The sequence below is a fragment of the Enterobacter sp. QK-SA4 genome (genome assembly GCF_056856775.1).
The window spans coordinates 874,581-892,042 of the sequence record NZ_JBXFXH010000007.1; the positions used below are offsets into that span (position 1 = coordinate 874,581).

Annotated in this window: 16 protein-coding genes and 1 other RNA gene; 11 read left to right on the forward strand and 6 right to left on the reverse strand. The window is 57.0% G+C overall.

Annotated features, from left to right (window positions below; genetic code table 11):
• Positions 1 to 40: 40 nt before the first annotated feature.
• Positions 41 to 934: a DNA-binding transcriptional regulator ArgP gene (gene argP, locus AC1VYI_RS05850; protein WP_008499727.1), complete on the reverse strand. Its 894-nt coding sequence runs from the start codon at positions 932 to 934 to the stop codon at positions 41 to 43.
• 127 nt (positions 935 to 1,061) lie between these two features.
• On the opposite strand from argP, the gene rpiA reads away from it, so the two are divergent.
• Positions 1,062 to 1,721: a ribose-5-phosphate isomerase RpiA gene (gene rpiA / locus AC1VYI_RS05855; protein ID WP_014885151.1), complete on the forward strand. Its 660-nt coding sequence runs from the start codon at positions 1,062 to 1,064 to the stop codon at positions 1,719 to 1,721.
• A 266-nt stretch (positions 1,722 to 1,987) separates the two neighbouring features.
• Positions 1,988 to 3,220 carry a phosphoglycerate dehydrogenase gene (serA, locus tag AC1VYI_RS05860; protein WP_023309113.1) on the forward strand — a complete coding sequence of 411 codons (1,233 nt, stop codon included), beginning with the start codon at positions 1,988 to 1,990 and terminating at the stop codon, positions 3,218 to 3,220.
• 109 nt (positions 3,221 to 3,329) lie between these two features.
• Here the strand turns inward: serA and AC1VYI_RS05865 are convergent, their stop codons facing one another.
• The 3 genes from AC1VYI_RS05865 to zapA form a co-directional block, all read right to left on the reverse strand.
• Positions 3,330 to 3,926, reverse strand: coding sequence for a 5-formyltetrahydrofolate cyclo-ligase (locus tag AC1VYI_RS05865; protein ID WP_134867171.1), 597 nt, complete (start codon positions 3,924 to 3,926; stop codon positions 3,330 to 3,332).
• A 24-nt stretch (positions 3,927 to 3,950) separates the two neighbouring features.
• Positions 3,951 to 4,134: non-coding RNA, 6S RNA (ssrS, locus tag AC1VYI_RS05870), on the reverse strand.
• A 41-nt stretch (positions 4,135 to 4,175) separates the two neighbouring features.
• Positions 4,176 to 4,505 carry a cell division protein ZapA gene (zapA, locus tag AC1VYI_RS05875; RefSeq protein WP_006811891.1) on the reverse strand — a complete coding sequence of 110 codons (330 nt, stop codon included), beginning with the start codon at positions 4,503 to 4,505 and terminating at the stop codon, positions 4,176 to 4,178.
• 168 nt (positions 4,506 to 4,673) lie between these two features.
• On the opposite strand from zapA, the gene AC1VYI_RS05880 reads away from it, so the two are divergent.
• From AC1VYI_RS05880 to AC1VYI_RS05915, 8 genes are all read left to right on the forward strand, one after another.
• Positions 4,674 to 5,252, forward strand: coding sequence for a YecA/YgfB family protein (locus AC1VYI_RS05880; protein ID WP_023333316.1), 579 nt, complete (start codon positions 4,674 to 4,676; stop codon positions 5,250 to 5,252).
• A 31-nt stretch (positions 5,253 to 5,283) separates the two neighbouring features.
• Positions 5,284 to 6,597 carry a Xaa-Pro aminopeptidase gene (pepP, locus tag AC1VYI_RS05885; protein WP_123244558.1) on the forward strand — a complete coding sequence of 438 codons (1,314 nt, stop codon included), beginning with the start codon at positions 5,284 to 5,286 and terminating at the stop codon, positions 6,595 to 6,597.
• A complete protein-coding gene (ubiH, locus tag AC1VYI_RS05890; RefSeq protein ID WP_134867172.1) occupies positions 6,594 to 7,772 on the forward strand; it encodes a 2-octaprenyl-6-methoxyphenyl hydroxylase in 1,179 nt (392 codons plus the stop codon). Before pepP ends, ubiH begins: the two co-directional genes overlap by 4 nt.
• Before the next feature lie 12 nt (positions 7,773 to 7,784).
• The gene (ubiI, locus tag AC1VYI_RS05895; RefSeq protein WP_134867173.1) at positions 7,785 to 8,987 is read left to right on the forward strand and encodes an FAD-dependent 2-octaprenylphenol hydroxylase; all 1,203 of its coding nucleotides are present in this window, start codon (positions 7,785 to 7,787) and stop codon (positions 8,985 to 8,987) included.
• A gap of 397 nt (positions 8,988 to 9,384) precedes the next feature.
• Positions 9,385 to 10,479, forward strand: coding sequence for a glycine cleavage system aminomethyltransferase GcvT (gcvT, locus tag AC1VYI_RS05900; RefSeq protein ID WP_482878279.1), 1,095 nt, complete (start codon positions 9,385 to 9,387; stop codon positions 10,477 to 10,479).
• 23 nt (positions 10,480 to 10,502) lie between these two features.
• Positions 10,503 to 10,892, forward strand: a complete 390-nt coding sequence (gene gcvH / locus AC1VYI_RS05905) for a glycine cleavage system protein GcvH (RefSeq protein ID WP_134867175.1) — start codon at positions 10,503 to 10,505, stop codon at positions 10,890 to 10,892.
• A gap of 124 nt (positions 10,893 to 11,016) precedes the next feature.
• Positions 11,017 to 13,890: an aminomethyl-transferring glycine dehydrogenase gene (gcvP, locus tag AC1VYI_RS05910; RefSeq protein WP_134867176.1), complete on the forward strand. Its 2,874-nt coding sequence runs from the start codon at positions 11,017 to 11,019 to the stop codon at positions 13,888 to 13,890.
• 70 nt (positions 13,891 to 13,960) lie between these two features.
• Positions 13,961 to 14,704: an SDR family oxidoreductase gene (locus AC1VYI_RS05915; protein WP_134867177.1), complete on the forward strand. Its 744-nt coding sequence runs from the start codon at positions 13,961 to 13,963 to the stop codon at positions 14,702 to 14,704.
• 60 nt (positions 14,705 to 14,764) lie between these two features.
• Here the strand turns inward: AC1VYI_RS05915 and bglA are convergent, their stop codons facing one another.
• Both bglA and AC1VYI_RS05925 read right to left on the reverse strand, forming a co-directional pair.
• Complete coding sequence (bglA, locus tag AC1VYI_RS05920) at positions 14,765 to 16,198, reverse strand: 6-phospho-beta-glucosidase BglA (protein WP_045355607.1); 1,434 nt, start codon at positions 16,196 to 16,198, stop codon at positions 14,765 to 14,767.
• 116 nt (positions 16,199 to 16,314) lie between these two features.
• Positions 16,315 to 17,046 (reverse strand): MurR/RpiR family transcriptional regulator, encoded by a 732-nt coding sequence (locus tag AC1VYI_RS05925; protein WP_032660101.1) that lies wholly within the window; start codon positions 17,044 to 17,046, stop codon positions 16,315 to 16,317.
• A gap of 51 nt (positions 17,047 to 17,097) precedes the next feature.
• Between AC1VYI_RS05925 and yqfB the strand changes: the two genes are divergently transcribed.
• The gene (gene yqfB, locus AC1VYI_RS05930) at positions 17,098 to 17,409 is read left to right on the forward strand and encodes a N(4)-acetylcytidine aminohydrolase (protein WP_023309102.1); all 312 of its coding nucleotides are present in this window, start codon (positions 17,098 to 17,100) and stop codon (positions 17,407 to 17,409) included.
• Positions 17,410 to 17,462 lie beyond the last annotated feature (53 nt).

Sequence of the window (17,462 nt, forward strand, 5' to 3'; positions counted from 1 at the left end):
CACCCTAACCCTCTCCCGCAGGGAGAGGGAATTCAAGCGATTAATCCTGTCTCAACACCTTGTGCCCGTACGCCAGCAGCGCGTCGGTGACGTTGCGCATCATGCGGCTTTCCGGCGCAAAACGGTGCCAGTAGAGCATCCGGCGCTGATACAGCCCCGGCGTCAGGTCAATCAGCTCACCGCTTTTTAACTCTTTCTCAATCTGCAGATGCGGGATCATGCAGCAGGTGGTGCCCTGACGCGCAAGTTGCACAAAGGCTTCAGACGAGTTGACGATATGGCACGGCACGCTGCCCGGCGGCAGATCGAAGTTTTGCTGCAGGAACGCCTGATGCATATCGTCCAGATGGTCGAAAGCCACGGCAGGGGCTTTCAGCAGCGCGGCGCGGGTGACGCCGTTCGGGAAGTAGCGCTCGGCAAAGGCTTTTGAACCCACAAAAAGATAGTCCAGCGCGCCCAACTGATCGACAAGACAGCTTGGCAAGGCCTGAGGCTGGATACTGACCGCCCCAACCACTTCACCGCGACGCAGGCGTTCCTGGGTACGGGTTTCATCCTCAACCTGTAAATTCAGGCGGATAGGGGAGTCCGCTAATACCGGCGCAAGGGCCGGCAGCAGCCAGGTTGCCAGACTGTCGGCGTTGACCGCCAGAGAGAGCAGCAGCGGCGTAGAGCCCGTCTGTTCGTCACCCAGCCACTCGTCTTCCAGCAGTTCAACCTGGCGCAGCAGGGCGAGGAGCTTTTGCCCCTGCTCGGTTGGACGTGGCGGCACGGTACGCACCAGCAGCGGCTGGCCGAACATGTTTTCAAGCTGTTTGATACGCTGTGATACGGCGGACTGGGTGATGCAAAGCTTTTGCGCCGCGCGCTCAAAACCGCGTTCACGAATAACTGCATCAAGTGCCTGTAGTGTTCTGTAGTCCGGACGTTTCATTGCTCTGGCTGGCTCCTTAATTTTGCTTATTCTGCACTATGACACAATTTTCCCTTCGTGGCAGACGAATTCCATTCGACGTGTTCTATAATGCGCCCTGAGTTTTCACACCACAGGCAAAACGATCATGACGCAGGATGAACTGAAAAAAGCAGTAGGATGGGCCGCTCTCCAGTACGTGCAGCCGGGTACCATTGTCGGTGTCGGTACGGGATCAACCGCGGCACACTTTATCGATGCGCTGGGCACGATGAAGGGGCAAATCGAGGGCGCGGTTTCCAGCTCTGATGCTTCCACGGAAAAGCTGAAAAGCCTCGGCATTACCGTTTTCGATCTCAACGAAGTGGATCGTCTGGGGATTTACGTTGATGGCGCGGATGAAATCAACGGCCACATGCAGATGATCAAAGGCGGCGGCGCGGCGCTGACGCGCGAGAAGATCATCGCCTCCGTTGCGGACAAGTTTATCTGCATCGCGGACGCCTCCAAGCAGGTCGACATTCTGGGTAATTTCCCGCTGCCGGTCGAAGTGATCCCAATGGCCCGTAGCGCGGTTGCCCGTCAGCTGGTGAAGCTGGGCGGTCGTCCGGAATATCGTCAGGGCGTAGTCACCGATAACGGTAACGTGATCCTCGACGTTCACGGTCTGGAAATCCTCGACGCGATTGCGCTGGAAAATGCCATCAACGCTATCCCAGGCGTAGTGACCGTAGGGCTATTCGCCAACCGTGGCGCGGATGTGGCGCTGATTGGCACCGCTGATGGCGTGAAAACCATCGTAAAATGATCTGACGGGGGGAGTCCTCCCCCCGCTAAAAAATTTTTGAAAAGCTAAATTCGGTGACTTGTGTCACGTTTTTCCGCCTCTTTTGCCGATCCTGCCGCGTTTGTAAATTTCCATAGCATTTTCCTCTGACATTTTGCTCTGTATGACTTTTCTTCAGAGTGCTGACGCAAACGTTCATATTGCTGCAATAGTTTTTTTTGATATGTTGGCTACAGCGGATTCATATCCAGCACAACATCAGTTCAGACAAAAACAGGGTCGGGTAAATGGCAAAGGTATCACTGGAGAAAGACAAGATTAAATTCCTGCTGGTCGAGGGCGTGCATCAAAAAGCAATCGATAGCCTTCGTGCGGCAGGTTACACCAACATCGAATTTCACAAAGGCGCGCTCGATACCGAAGAACTGAAAGCGTCCATCCGTGATGCCCACTTCATTGGCCTGCGATCCCGTACTCACCTGACTGAAGAGGTTATTGCCGCTGCGGAAAAGCTGGTGGCTATCGGCTGCTTCTGCATCGGTACCAACCAGGTTGACCTGAATGCTGCCGCCAAACGCGGTATTCCCGTCTTCAACGCCCCGTTCTCCAACACCCGTTCCGTGGCGGAGCTGGTGATCGGCGAACTGCTGCTGCTGCTGCGCGGCATTCCTGAAGCGAACGCCAAGGCGCACCGCGGCGTGTGGAACAAGCTGGCATCCGGCTCATATGAAGCGCGTGGTAAAAAACTGGGGATTATCGGTTACGGCCACATCGGTACGCAGCTCGGTATTCTGGCGGAATCCCTGGGCATGCACGTGTTTTTCTATGATATCGAAAGCAAGCTGCCGCTGGGCAATGCGACCCAGGTTCAACACCTGTCTGACCTGCTGAACATGAGCGACGTGGTGAGCCTGCACGTACCGGAAAATGCGTCCACCAAAAACATGATGGGCGCGGAAGAGCTGGCGCTGATGAAGCCGGGCTCACTGCTGATCAACGCCGCGCGCGGCACGGTTGTCGATATCCCGGCACTGGCGGATGCGCTGAAGCGTAAGCACCTGGCGGGCGCGGCCATCGACGTCTTCCCGACGGAGCCTGCGACCAACAGCGATCCGTTTACCTCTCCGCTGTGCGAGTTCGACAACGTGATCCTGACGCCGCACATCGGCGGTTCGACTCAGGAAGCGCAGGAAAATATCGGCCTGGAAGTGGCGGGTAAGCTGAGCAAATATTCCGACAACGGTTCAACGCTCTCTGCCGTGAACTTCCCGGAAGTGTCTCTGCCGCTGCACGGTGGTCGTCGTCTGCTGCACATCCACGAAAACCGTCCAGGCGTGCTGACCGCGATTAACCAGATCTTTGCCGAGCAGGGCGTCAATATTGCCGCGCAGTATCTGCAGACGAACTCGCAGATGGGCTACGTGGTTATTGATATCGAAGCGGATGACGATGTTGCCGAGAAAGCGCTGCAGAGCATGAAGGCGATTCAGGGGACAATTCGCGCGCGTCTGCTGTACTAATTGTGGCGAGGTAAATGCAAAACGGTAACGATAGTTACCGTTTTTTTATGTTTTCACCCTCTCCCTGTGGGAGTGGGCTGGGGTGAGGGCATCAGGCCGCACGTTTGATTCACCATTCCCACAACTTCGACGGCGTCACCACCGCCGGCAACGGCACATCCCACTTCTCCACCGGCAACGCCTCCACGCCCTGACAATCATGCGCATAGCCCACCGGCTGCAACCCGTACTGCTGCCAGTTTTGCAGCGTCCGGTCATAAAAACCGCCGCCCATCCCTAAACGCTGGCCCTGTTCATCAAACGCCACCAGCGGTGTAATCAGCACATCCAGCTGTGACAGCGGGAGCACGTCGCGCACGTCGAGTTTCGGTTCGGTGATTTTCAGGCGATTCACCACCAGTTCGCTGTGCGGGTGGTAGTGCAGAAACAGCAAATTACCTTCGCTGAACGGGTGCAGCACCGGCAGATAGACCTTCTTCCCGGCGCGCCAGAGCTGCTCTATCAGCGGTTGGGTGTCCAGCTCGCCGTCAAACGACAGAAACAGGGCAACCGTGCGCGCCATCACGACAGGGGGATACGCCATCATACGGGCGGCGGCCTGCTGGGCAAAATGCGCTTGCTGATCGGCGGTTAACGCACGGCGGCGCTGACGAATTAACTGACGGATGTCCTGGCGTGAAGCAGAAACTTCAGGGAATTGGGTCATGGTAGTCGGTAGAAGAAAAGAGAGGGAATCTCCGAGATGCCGCCGCAGGCTGTAACCCTTGAACCCTTGGTTCAAGGTGAATGTGTCGTCATAGTTTTAAGGCTTCTCGGACGGACCGAGCATGCTCACCAACCATGGAGCGCCACATTCTTGTGGTATGAAATATCGGCTCAGGGGACTGGCCCGCTTGCGAACATCTCAGAGAAATTTTGTCTTCACAGTTACTCTACCATAGTCAACTGAGAAGTGTTATTCAAACTTTGGTCCCGGTCTTTCGGGATTGCGACCTTGATCAAGCAATGCCTGTTCTATGGTCTGCTGGAGCATTTTAATGCGCTGCTCCATGCTTGCCGCGTAGTCGCGGGTCTTCGCTTTTTCCTGAGTCAGTTCATAGCTGATGTTCAACGCGGCGATGAAAACCAGCTGCTCAGTATTTGTGACTCTAGTGCGTTCTTTTAGATCTTGCAACCGCTGATTCAAATCGTCCGCTGCCTGATTCAAAGCATCCCTTTGTTCAGGCGGACAATTCACTCGCAGTGAACGGCCAAAAATCTGGAGATCGACGGGTTGTGCAGACATGCCACCTTCCTGCTGATTGACTGCGCTGCCTTCGCTTACTGCCCCGGGGGCTGCGAAGGGGCGACACTATAGCTACCCTGATGTGAAGATACAAGCCCTTTTCTGGTATCACCAGGGTCCAAAGTGGTAGCATATCATGAAACTTCCCCCCTTTGATGACGAATGCTCATGTCTATACAGAACGAAATGCCTGGTTACAAGGATTTAAACCAGTTACTGAACCAGCAGGGAATCGGTTTAACCCCTGCCGAAATGCACGGTCTGATCAGTGGCATGCTGTGCGGCGGAAACAGCGACAGCTCATGGCAGCCGCTGATCCACGACCTCACGAATGAAGGGCTGGCGTTTGGTCACGAGCTGGCGGAAGCGCTGCGTAAAATGCACGCTGCAACCAGCGATTCGCTGGAAGACGATGGCTTCCTTTTTCAGCTTTATCTGCCTGAAGGCGACGACGTCAGCGTGTTCGATCGCGCCGATGCGCTGGCCGGCTGGGTAAACCACTATCTGCTGGGGCTGGGCGTGACGCAGCCTAAACTGGATAAAGTGACCGGTGAAGCGGGTGAGGCGATCGACGACCTGCGTAACATCGCCCAGCTCGGCTACGATGAAGACGAAGACCAGGAAGAGCTGGAAATGTCTCTTGAAGAGATTATCGAGTACGTGCGCGTGGCGGCTCTGCTGTGCCACGACAACTTCACGCGCTCTCAGCCGACCGCGCCGGAAGTCCGCAAGCCAACCTTACATTAAGAAAAATAACGCACAGGAGGGTGTCATGGTTATCTCGAGTCAAGAGTATTCGCGCCGCCGTCAGGCGCTGCTGGCAACAATGCAGCCGGGCAGCGCCGCGCTGATTTTTGCTGCGCCCGAAGTTACGCGCAGCGCCGACAGCGAATATCCCTATCGCCAGAGCAGCGATTTCTGGTACTTCACCGGCTTTAACGAGCCGGAAGCGGTGCTGGTGCTGATTAAGAGCAATGACACCCACAACCACAGCGTGATTTTCAACCGCGTGCGCGATCTGACAGCCGAAATCTGGTTTGGCCGCCGCTTAGGCCAGGAGGCCGCACCGGCGAAGCTGGGCGTTGACCGCGCGCTGGCGTTTAGCGAAATCAACCAGCAGCTCTATCAGCTGCTTAACGGCCTCGACGTGCTCTATCACGCGCAGGGTGAATATGCCTACGCCGATGAGATTGTTTTTACCGCGCTGGATAAGCTGCGCAAAGGCTCGCGGCAGAACCTGTCCGCGCCGGCCACGCTGACGGACTGGCGTCCGGTGGTGCATGAGATGCGCCTGTTCAAGTCTGAAGAAGAGCTGAATTTGATGCGTCGTGCGGGCGAAATCAGCGCCCTGGCGCACACCCGCGCCATGGAAAAGTGCCGTCCCGGGCTGTTCGAATACCAGCTGGAAGGCGAAATTCACCACGAATTTAACCGCCACGGCGCGCGTTATCCCTCCTACAACACCATTGTTGGCGGCGGAGAAAACGGCTGCATTCTGCACTACACCGAAAACGAAAGCGCGCTGCGCGACGGCGATCTGGTGTTGATTGACGCCGGTTGCGAATACCAGGGCTACGCGGGGGACATCACCCGTACTTTCCCGGTGAACGGTAAATTCTCACCGGCACAGCGCGCCATTTACGACATTGTCCTGGAATCGCTTGAGACGGCGCTCAGGCTGTATCGTCCCGGTACCTCCATGCAGGAAGTGACCGGCGAAGTGGTGCGCATCATGATTACCGGCCTGGTCAGGCTCGGGATCCTGAAAGGGGACGTAGACACCCTGATTGCTGAAAATGCGCATCGACCGTATTTCATGCACGGCCTGAGCCACTGGCTGGGGCTGGATGTGCATGACGTCGGCGCGTACGGCGCCGACCGTTCGCGCGTGCTGGAGCCGGGCATGGTGTTAACCGTGGAGCCAGGCCTGTATATCGCGCCGGATGCCGACGTGCCTGAGGAGTACCGCGGGATTGGCATTCGTATTGAAGATGACATCGTTATTACCGAAACCGGTAACGAAAACCTGACCGCGAGCGTCGTGAAAAACGCTGACGATATCGAGGCGCTGATGGCAGCGGCACGCGCATGAGCGTGATTATCGTTGGCGGCGGCATGACCGGGGCCACGCTGGCGCTGGCCATTTCGCATTTGACGAAGGGGCAGCTTGCGGTGCACCTGGTGGAAGCCGTCGCTCCGCAGGCAAAGAATCATCCCGGTTTTGATTCCCGCGCTATTGCCCTGGCGCAGGGTACCTGCCAGCAGCTGTCCCGTATTGGCATCTGGCAGGCCATCGCCGATTGCGCGACGGCAATTGAAACCGTTCACGTAAGCGATCGCGGCCATGCTGGCTTTGTCACGCTGGACGCGCAGGATTACCGCATTGACGCGCTGGGTCAGGTTGTTGAGCTGCACGACGTCGGATTGCGTCTGTTCCGCCTGCTCCAGGATGCGCCGGGCGTCACGCTGCATTGTCCGGCGCGCGTGGCCGGCGTGAGCCGCAGCGAGGAGTCGGTCAGCGTAACGCTGGAAAACGGCACCGTGCTTGAAGGCCAGCTTCTGGTCGCCGCGGACGGCTCGCGTTCATCGCTCGGCGCCCAGTGCGGCGTGGAGTGGCGCCAGCAGCCGTACGGCCAGGTGGCGGTCATTGCCAACGTCTCTACCGCAGCAGAACACCACGGCAGGGCGTTTGAACGCTTTACGCAGCATGGCCCGCTGGCAATGCTGCCGATGTCGGACGGGCGCTGTTCGCTGGTCTGGTGCCATCCGCAGGATAAGGCCGAAGAGGTTAAAGCCTGGTCCGACGAACGTTTTTGTTCCGAGCTGCAGAAAGCCTTTGGCTGGCGGCTGGGGCGTATTACCCATGCGGGGAAACGTGCGGTCTATCCGCTGTCGTTAACCACCGCATCGCAATCTGTTTCTCACCGCGTGGCGCTGGTCGGCAACGCCGCGCAGACATTACATCCGATTGCCGGACAAGGGTTCAACCTTGGCCTGCGTGATGTCATGAGCCTGGCGGAAATCCTTGCTCAGGCGTGGGGTGAGCAAAAAGACTGTGGCGCATACCCGGTGCTAAGCCATTACCAGAAGCGACGTCAGGCCGATAAAGAGGCGACAATCGGCGTTACCGACGGCTTAGTCCATCTCTTTGCCAATCGCTGGGCGCCGCTGGTTGCGGGTCGCAACCTCGGGCTGATGGCGATGGAATTATTCATTCCGGCACGTGACGTGCTGGCGCAGCGGACTCTTGGTTGGGTCGCGCGTTAAGGAGTTATCACCGTGCAAAATGTTGATGTCGCCATCGTTGGCGGCGGTATGGTTGGACTGGCGCTGGCCTGCGGTTTACAGGGCAGCGGCCTGCGCGTGGCGGTGCTGGAGCAAAAGCAGCCTCAGGCAGTTGCGCCAGATGCCCCGCCGGAACTCCGCGTCTCGGCGATCAATGCCGCCAGCGAGAAATTGCTGACGCACCTTGGCGTCTGGGCAGATATTGTGGCGCAGCGCGCCAGCTGCTATCACGGCATGGAAGTGTGGGATAAAGACAGCTTTGGTCATATTGCTTTTGATGATGAAAGCATGGGCTATAGCCATCTGGGCCATATCATCGAAAACGCGGTGATCCACCACGCGCTGTGGCAGAAAGCACAGCAGTGCAGTGACGTGACCCTGATTGCGCCTGCGCAGATCCAGCAGGTGGCATGGGGCGAAAACGAGGCGTTTATCACCCTGCAGAGCGGCGACATGCTGACCGCGCGTCTGGTGGTCGGCGCTGACGGTGCCAACTCCTGGCTGCGTAATAAAGCCGATATCCCGCTGACCTTCTGGGACTATCGTCATCACGCGCTGGTGGCAACGATCCGAACAGAGGAGCCGCACGGCGGCGTGGCGCGGCAGATTTTCCACAACGACGGCATTCTGGCGTTCCTGCCGCTTGCCGATCCGTACCTGTGCTCGATTGTCTGGTCCCTGGTGCCTGAAAAAGCCCAGCTGATGCAGGAGGCGACGCTGGATGCCTTTAACCAGGCGCTGTGCATGGCGTTTGATAACCGCCTTGGCTTATGCGCCCTTGAAAGCGAGCGGCAGGTGTTCCCGTTAACCGGCCGCTACGCGCGTCAGTTTGCGGCGCACCGTCTGGCGCTGGTCGGTGATGCGGCGCATACCATTCATCCGCTGGCCGGGCAGGGCGTCAACCTTGGCTTTATGGACGCGGCGGAGCTGGTTGAGGAACTGCGTCGCCTGCACCGCGAAGGCAAAGATATCGGTCAGCATCTGTACCTGCGTCGCTACGAGCGTAGCCGCAAGCACAGTGCGGCGATGATGCTGGCGGGCATGCAGGGCTTCCGCGAGCTGTTTGCCGGCGCGAATCCGGCGAAAAAACTGCTGCGCGATATTGGTCTTAAACTGGCTGATACGCTTCCTGGCGTCAAACCTCAACTTCTTCGCCAGGCGATGGGTCTTAACGATCTTCCCTACTGGTTACGCTAATCTCGATCCCCGTCACACTTTATTTTCCCGGCCTCTGCGCCGGGGAAATTCCCTCGTTTGAAATATTCTAATTTCACGTCATTTTTCGCATTAGAAAATCTAATCTGTGAGATTTTATGTTACGGAAATTCGGCCCGTTTTTCCGCACGAAATATCACCATGTGCTAAATCCTGTTAGATCATTGTTAATTTTGTGCCGGGTTAATCGCATTTTTCCAGTGAATAACTCTGTAGGCTTTTTAGCGTTTTTTGGTCATAAGCTAATGTGATGACCCGTTTTACCTTATGGTTAACCGCCGGTTTAGGTGGTAAGTTCGGGTAAAAGAGAACGTTTGCGTCGGCGCCAGGTAACGGGGCCGACACCGGGTTTCACGGTGAATTTTTCAACGAGGACAAGATGGCTCAACAGACTCCTTTGTACGAACAACACGTGTTTTGCGGCGCCCGCATGGTGGACTTTCATGGCTGGATGATGCCGCTGCACTACGGCTCGCAGATTGATGAGCACCACGCGGTGCGCACCGATGCCGGTATGTTCGACGTGTCCCACATGACGATTGTCGATCTGCGCGGCAGCCGCACCCGGGAGTTTTTGCGTTATCTGCTGGCAAATGACGTTGCCAAACTGAAGACGCCGGGTAAAGCGCTCTACACCGGCATGCTGAATGCCTCGGGCGGCGTGATTGATGACCTTATCGTCTACTACTTCACTGAAGATTTCTTCCGCCTCGTTGTCAACTCCGCCACCCGCGAAAAAGACCTCTCCTGGATCACCCAACACGCCGAACCTTATGCCATCGACATCACCGTCCGTGACGACCTGTCGCTGATCGCCGTACAGGGGCCGAACGCGCAGGCGAAAGCCGCGTCTCTGTTTAACGACGAGCAACGCAAAGCAACCGAAGGCATGAAGCCGTTCTTCGGCGTGCAGGCGGGCGATCTGTTTATCGTCACCACCGGCTACACCGGTGAAGCGGGCTACGAAATTGCCATGCCGAACGAGAAGGCCGCTGATTTCTGGCGTGCGCTGGTGGAAGCGGGCGTGAAGCCTGCGGGTCTGGGCGCGCGCGATACGCTGCGTCTGGAAGCGGGGATGAACCTCTACGGTCAGGAGATGGACGAAGGCGTCTCTCCGCTGGCCGCCAATATGGGCTGGACCATCGCGTGGGAACCGGCTGACCGTGACTTTATTGGTCGTGAAGCGCTGGAGATGCAGCGTGAGAAGGGCACTGAACAGCTGGTGGGTCTGGTGATGACCGAGAAGGGCGTGCTGCGCGGTGAACTGCCGGTGCGCTTTACCGATGCTGACGGCAATCCTCGCGAAGGCGTGATCACCAGCGGTACCTTCTCCCCGACGCTGGGCTACAGTATTGCACTGGCACGCGTGCCGGCGGGCATTGGCGAAACGGCGGTCGTGCAAATCCGCAACCGCGAAATGCCGGTCAACGTGACCAAACCGATTTTTGTTCGCGCCGGTAAGCCGGTCGCCTAATCATTTTTATCAGGAGAACTTCAATGAGCAATGTGCCAGCAGAACTGAAATACAGCAAAGAACACGAGTGGCTGCGCAAAGAGGCGGACGGCACTTACACCGTAGGGATCACCGAGCACGCGCAAGAGCTGCTGGGCGACATGGTGTTTGTTGACCTGCCTGAGGTGGGCACGACCGTTAGCGCGGGCGACGACTGCGCCGTGGCGGAGTCCGTTAAAGCGGCATCTGACATCTATGCCCCTGTGAGCGGCGAAATCGTTGCCGTCAACGACGCGCTGAGCGATTCGCCAGAGCTGGTGAACAGCGAGCCTTATGAAGGCGGCTGGATCTTCAAGATCAAAGCCAGCGACGAATCTCAGGTTGCCGCGCTGCTGGATGCGACCGCGTACGAAGCACTGTTAGAAGACGAGTAATCGTTTATCCCCCTCTCCTTTCGGGAGAGGGCAGGGGCGAGGGTGCCCATCTTCCCCTCGCCCTAACCCTCTCCCAGAGGGAGAGGGAACTTAAATTCACTGCACGTTTCAGGAACCATCGCTCATGACACAGACTTTAAGCCAGCTTGAAAACCGTGGCGCCTTCATTGAACGTCACATTGGGCCGGATGCTCAGCAACAGCAGGAGATGCTGAAGACAGTTGGCGCGGATTCATTAAACGCACTGATCGGCCAGATTGTGCCAAAAGACATCCAGCTTGCCACGCCGCCTCAGGTGGGGGAAGCCACCACGGAATTCGCCGCGCTGGCGGAGCTGAAGGCTATCGCAGGCCTGAACAAGCGCTATAAGTCTTACATTGGCATGGGCTACACCAACGTGCAGTTGCCGCCGGTTATCCTGCGCAACATGCTGGAAAACCCGGGCTGGTACACCGCTTACACTCCGTATCAGCCGGAAGTCTCCCAGGGCCGTCTGGAAGCGCTGCTGAACTTCCAGCAGGTGACGCTGGATCTGACCGGTATGGATATTGCCTCCGCGTCTCTGCTGGATGAAGCGACCGCCGCCGCCGAAGCGATGGCGATGGCTAAGCGCGTGAGCAAGCTGAAAAATGCCAACCGCTTCTTCGTGGCGGCGGACGTGCATCCGCAGACGCTGGACGTGGTGCGCACTCGCGCGGAAACCTTCGGCTTTGACGTGATCGTCGACGACGCTGACAAAGTGCTGGATCATCAGGACGTCTTTGGCGTGCTGCTGCAGCAGGTGGGCACCACCGGTGAAGTTCACGACTACGGCGCGCTGATTGCCGAGCTGAAATCCCGCAAAGTGGTTGTCAGCGTTGCCGCCGACTTTATGGCGCTGGTGCTGCTGACGGCACCGGGCAAACAGGGCGCGGATATTGTCTTTGGTTCAGCGCAACGCTTCGGCGTGCCGATGGGCTACGGCGGCCCGCACGCGGCATTCTTCGGCTCGAAAGATGAATTCAAACGCTCCATGCCAGGCCGTATTATCGGCGTCTCAAAAGACGCTGCCGGTAACTCCGCGCTGCGCATGGCGATGCAGACCCGCGAACAGCACATCCGCCGCGAGAAAGCGAACTCCAACATCTGTACCTCACAGGTGCTGCTGGCAAACATCGCCAGCCTGTACGCCGTGTTCCACGGCCCGGCTGGTCTGATGCGCATTGCCAGCCGCATTCACCGCCTGGCCGATATTCTGGCCTGCGGTCTGCAGCAGAAAGGCCTTAAGCTGCGCCACGCTCACTACTTCGACACCCTGTGTGTGGAAGTGGCGGACAAAGCCGCCGTGCTGGCGCGCGCGAATGCGGCAGAGATCAACCTGCGCAGCGACATCCACAACGCCGTCGGCATTACGCTGGATGAAAGCACCACCCGCGACGATATCCTGAACCTGTTCAGCGTGTTGCTGGATGACGCGCACGGTCTGGACATTGACGCACTCGACAAAGAGGTCGCGCTCGACAGCCGCTCCATTCAGGAAAGCATGCTGCGTAACGATGCGATCCTGACGCATCCGGTGTTTAACCGCTATCACAGCGAAACCGAGATGATGCGCTATATGCACTCTCTGGAGCGCAAGGATCTGGCGCTGAACCAGGCGATGATCCCGCTGGGCTCCTGCACCATGAAGCTGAACGCCGCGGCAGAGATGATCCCGATCACCTGGCCTGAATTCTCCGAGCTGCACCCGTTCTGCCCGCCAGAGCAGGCGGAAGGTTATCATATGATGATCAACCAGCTTTCCGACTGGCTGGTGAAGCTGACCGGTTATGACGCGCTCTGCATGCAGCCAAACTCCGGCGCGCAGGGCGAATACGCGGGCCTGCTGGCGATCCGTCACTATCACGAAAGCCGCAACGAAGGTCACCGCGATATCTGCCTGATCCCAAGCTCTGCCCACGGTACCAACCCGGCCTCTGCCCAGATGGCGGGCATGGAAGTGGTGGTCGTTGCTTGCGATAAGAACGGCAACATCGATCTGGTCGACCTGCGTGCGAAAGCCGAGCAGGCGGGCGACAAGCTCTCATGCATCATGGTGACCTACCCGTCTACCCACGGCGTGTACGAAGAGACTATCCGTGAAGTGTGCGAAGTGGTGCACCAGTTCGGCGGTCAGGTTTACCTCGACGGCGCGAACATGAACGCTCAGGTGGGCATTACCTCTCCGGGCTTTATCGGCGCGGATGTGTCGCACCTGAACCTGCACAAAACCTTCTGCATCCCTCACGGCGGTGGCGGCCCGGGCATGGGTCCTATCGGCGTGAAAGCGCACCTGGCGCCGTTTGTCCCAGGCCACAGCGTTGTGCAGATTGAAGGCATGCTGACTCGTCAGGGCGCGGTCTCTGCGGCACCGTTCGGTAGCGCCTCTATCCTGCCAATCAGCTGGATGTACATCCGCATGATGGGCGCGGAAGGGCTGAAGCAGGCGAGCCAGGTGGCGATCCTCAACGCCAACTATATTGCGACTCGTCTGAAGTCCGCCTTCCCGGTGCTCTATACCGGCCGCGACGGTCGCGTGGCGCACGAGTGCATCCTCGATATTCGTCCGCTGAAAGAGCAGACCGGCATTAGCGAGCTGGATATTGCCAAGCGTCTGATCGACTACGGCTTCCATGCGCCAACCATGTCGTTCCCGGTTGCGGGTACGCTGATGGTTGAGCCGACCGAGTCTGAAAGCAAGGCCGAGCTGGACCGCTTTATCGACGCGATGCTGGCCATCCGCATGGAGATCGACCGCGTGCAGGACGGCGAATGGACGCTGGAAGATAACCCGCTGGTCAACGCTCCGCATACCCAGCATGAGATGGTCTCCGAGTGGAACCACGGCTATTCCCGCGAGCTGGCCGTCTTCCCGGCAGGCGTGGCAAACAAATACTGGCCGACCGTGAAGCGTCTTGATGACGTCTACGGCGACCGTAACCTGTTCTGCTCCTGCGTGCCGATGAGCGAATACCAGTAATATTGTTGGTGTAGTAACGTAGGCCGGGTAAGGCGAAGCCGCCACCCGGCTTTTTTATTGGGAGAAGAAAATGGCAATAGCACTGGTCACCGGCGCCAGCCGGGGCATTGGGAAAGCCACCGCGCTGCAGCTGGCGCGCGAAGGCTACACCGTGGCGGTGAACTATCATCACAACATTAAAGCCGCGACGGACGTGATCAACCAGATCGTTGAAGCGGGCGGTAAAGCCTTTGCCGTCCGCGCAGATATCAGTGATGAAGCCCAGGTGCTGGCGATGTTTGACAGCCTCGATCGTGAAGGCGAGCCGCTTCGTGCGCTGGTCAATAATGCGGGCATTCTGTTTGAGCAATCCACTATCGAGAACCTCTCCGCTGAGCGCATTAACCGCGTCCTGGCGACCAACGTCACGGGCTACTTTCTCTGCTGCCGGGAAGCGGTAAAACGCATGTCCTTCAGGCATGGCGGCAAGGGCGGGGCGATAGTGAATGTCTCTTCCGCAGCGTCGCGTCTGGGGGCTCCGGGTGAATATGTGGATTATGCCGCGTCCAAGGGGGCGGTGGATTCGCTGACAACCGGGCTATCGCTGGAAGTGGCGGCGCAGGGTATTCGCGTCAACTGCGTACGTCCGGGTCTGATTTATACGGATATTCATGCGTCCGGCGGAGAGCCGGGGAGGATGGATCGCGTGAAATCGTTGCTGCCGATGCAGCGTGGCGGCCAGCCGGAAGAGGTGGCGCAGGCGATTGTCTGGCTGCTGAGCGAGAAGGCGTCGTACGTAACGGGCAGTTTTATTGAGTTGGCTGGCGGGAAATAAGCCCCTCACCCTAACCCTCTCCCAAAGGGGAGAGGGGATCAATCGTAGCGCCGCCCGGCGTTAAAGTTTCTCGCCGTTGCTGGCAATCACGCCCTTATACCACTCGAAGCTCTTCTTGCGGGAACGCGACATGTCGCCCGTGCCGTCGTCGTGCTTGTTCACATAGATAAAGCCGTAGCGCTTGCTGTACTGGCCGGTGGTGAACGACACGCAGTCGATGCAACCCCAGGGCGTATATCCCATCAGATCCACGCCGTCGTGCGTCACGGCTTTGATCATCTCTTCCACGTGGGCACGCAGGTAGTCGATACGATAGTCATCGTTGATGCTGCCGTCTTCTTCAACCTTGTCGTAGGCGCCGAACCCGTTCTCCACGATAAACAGCGGTTTCTGATAACGCTCGTACAGTTCGCACAGAGAATAGCGCAGGCCTACCGGGTCAATCTGCCAGCCCCAGTCGGACGCCTTCACGTGCGGGTTCGGCACGCTGCCTTCGAAGCCGGAAATCGCATCGCCGGTACCGCCTTCCGCTTTCACCGCGTTGGTCATGTAGTAGCTGAAACCTAAGTAGTCGCAGGTACCTTCACGCAGGATCTGCTCGTCGCCTGCCTCCATTTTGATGGAGAAGCCACGGCGCTCCCACTCGTTCAGCACGTAGGATGGGTAGTAACCACGCAGTTGGACGTCTGTAAAGACATAGCGCTCGCGCATGGATTCCTGGGCGAACATCACGTCTTCCGGTTTGCAGGAGAACGGATAGAGCGCCACCATGGCCAGCATGCAGCCGACTTTCATCTCCGGATTGATGCGGCGCGCGGCTTTCACCGCCAGGGCGCTGGCCACAAACTGGTGGTGCAGGACCTGGTACATGGTCTCTTCCGGATTGTCATGTTCGGTATAGACCACGCCCGAGCAGCAGTAACCGAACAGCGGCGCGCGCCAGTTGCGCTGGTTATTGATTTCGTTGAAGGTCATCCAGTATTTGACCTTGTTTTTGTAGCGCTCAAAAACCACTTCCGCGAAGCGCACAAAGAAATCGACCACTTTACGGTTGGTCCAGCTACCGTACTCCTGCACCAGGTGCAGCGGCATTTCGAAGTGGGAGAGGGTGATCACCGGTTCGATGTTGTATTTCAGCAGCTCGTCGAACATGTCGTCGTAGAACTTCAGCCCCTCTTCGTTTGGCTGCGTTTCGTCACCTTTCGGGAAGATGCGCGTCCAGGCGATAGAGGTGCGGAAGCACTTGAAACCCATCTCGGCAAACAGCTTGATGTCTTCTTTATAGTGGCCGTGGAAGTCGATAGCCTCGTGGTTTGGGTAGTATTTACCCGGCACTACTTCCTGAGTGATTTCGCGCGGCACGCCGTGCGCGCCGCCGGTCAATACGTCGCAAATGCTTGGCCCTTTGCCGCCTTTGTTCCAGCCGCCTTCAACCTGGTGAGCCGCAACCGCGCCGCCCCATAAAAAATCTTTTGGTAAGGTTAATTTTTTCATCGCTGCTCTTCTCAATAAATGGCTTATTGGCATCGAGTCTAGCAAAGCGAAATTGAATGTCACGATATAACAATTCACAGTAAATGTGATTTGTTACATCAAAAAAACAGGGTGTTTTATTCTGTGAGTTTCTTCGCCAGTTTACGTCCGAGAGATTCCAGAATATAAATGACGGGAATTTGCGTGGTGATGTCGTAGACGCCTGCAATACGCGTCTGAGGAACATGCCAGGAGAGATTAAAGTCCGCCAGTTTTGCGAGACGCGAGTGCTCGTGGCTGGTTATCGAGAGCACCTTGCAGTGATGCAGGCTGAACTGGCTGGCGAAGCGCAGGATCTCCTCGGTCTCGCCCGAGACGGAAAGCACAATCGCCAGCGCATTTTTCGCCATATCATTGGTGACCGGGAAATAAGGATCATCAATATGATTACTGAATTTACCGATATTAGAAAAGAAGCGTGCGCCATATTTTGCCAGCGAACCCGATGTTCCGGCACCGACAAATATAATTCGCTCTGACGATAAAATAATATCAACCGCCTTATCTAATAACGCATCGAACTCTTCATTATTCACGCTTTTAAAAAAGCTGATAATTTCGCTGGCACCGAAGTTTGCCTGCTGGGGCTCGTTCTGTTCAAGATAAAGCTTAAAGCGCACGCGGAATTCAGAATAGCCTTCGCAGTTAAGCTTGCGGCAAAAGCGCAGGATAGTCGTGGTTGAGACGTCTGCCGCATCCGCCAGCTCGCGGATGGTCATGTACATCACTTTGTCACGATTTTTTATGACATAGTTGTAGACCATCATCTCCAGGTTATTGAGACTGGCAATGGCGGAATGGGAGAACATGCTCACAATGGCTACACTCACTCATCAGACTTTTCTTCAGGGAATAATAACATGCAGCCAAACGACATCACTTTTTTTCAGCGTTTTCAGGACGACATTCTGGCCGGACGTAAAACCATCACTATCCGGGATAAAAGTGAATCCCATTTCAAAACCGGCGATATCCTGCGGGTGGGGCGTTATGAGGATGATGGTTATTTTTGCACCATCGAAGTAACGGGAACGTCAACCGTTACGTTCGATACATTGACGCAAAAACATGCTGAACAGGAGAACATGACCCTGGATGCATTGAAAAACGTGATCTCAGAGATCTACCCCAGGCAGAACCAGTTTTATGTGATTGATTTTAAATGTTTATAATTAAAATCGAAACGCACGTTCGCTGAAATTAAAGTGTAACTGTCTGATTATAG

Coding starts and splice junctions, on each gene's coding strand:
- argP (WP_008499727.1), bottom strand. CDS start 934: ATGAAACGTCCGGACTACAGAACACTACAGGCACTTGATGCAGTTATT.
- rpiA (WP_014885151.1), top strand. CDS start 1,062: ATGACGCAGGATGAACTGAAAAAAGCAGTAGGATGGGCCGCTCTCCAG.
- serA (WP_023309113.1), top strand. CDS start 1,988: ATGGCAAAGGTATCACTGGAGAAAGACAAGATTAAATTCCTGCTGGTC.
- AC1VYI_RS05865 (WP_134867171.1), bottom strand. CDS start 3,926: ATGACCCAATTCCCTGAAGTTTCTGCTTCACGCCAGGACATCCGTCAG.
- zapA (WP_006811891.1), bottom strand. CDS start 4,505: ATGTCTGCACAACCCGTCGATCTCCAGATTTTTGGCCGTTCACTGCGA.
- AC1VYI_RS05880 (WP_023333316.1), top strand. CDS start 4,674: ATGTCTATACAGAACGAAATGCCTGGTTACAAGGATTTAAACCAGTTA.
- ubiH (WP_134867172.1), top strand. CDS start 6,594: ATGAGCGTGATTATCGTTGGCGGCGGCATGACCGGGGCCACGCTGGCG.
- gcvT (WP_482878279.1), top strand. CDS start 9,385: ATGGCTCAACAGACTCCTTTGTACGAACAACACGTGTTTTGCGGCGCC.
- gcvH (WP_134867175.1), top strand. CDS start 10,503: ATGAGCAATGTGCCAGCAGAACTGAAATACAGCAAAGAACACGAGTGG.
- gcvP (WP_134867176.1), top strand. CDS start 11,017: ATGACACAGACTTTAAGCCAGCTTGAAAACCGTGGCGCCTTCATTGAA.
- AC1VYI_RS05915 (WP_134867177.1), top strand. CDS start 13,961: ATGGCAATAGCACTGGTCACCGGCGCCAGCCGGGGCATTGGGAAAGCC.
- bglA (WP_045355607.1), bottom strand. CDS start 16,198: ATGAAAAAATTAACCTTACCAAAAGATTTTTTATGGGGCGGCGCGGTT.
- AC1VYI_RS05925 (WP_032660101.1), bottom strand. CDS start 17,046: ATGTTCTCCCATTCCGCCATTGCCAGTCTCAATAACCTGGAGATGATG.
- yqfB (WP_023309102.1), top strand. CDS start 17,098: ATGCAGCCAAACGACATCACTTTTTTTCAGCGTTTTCAGGACGACATT.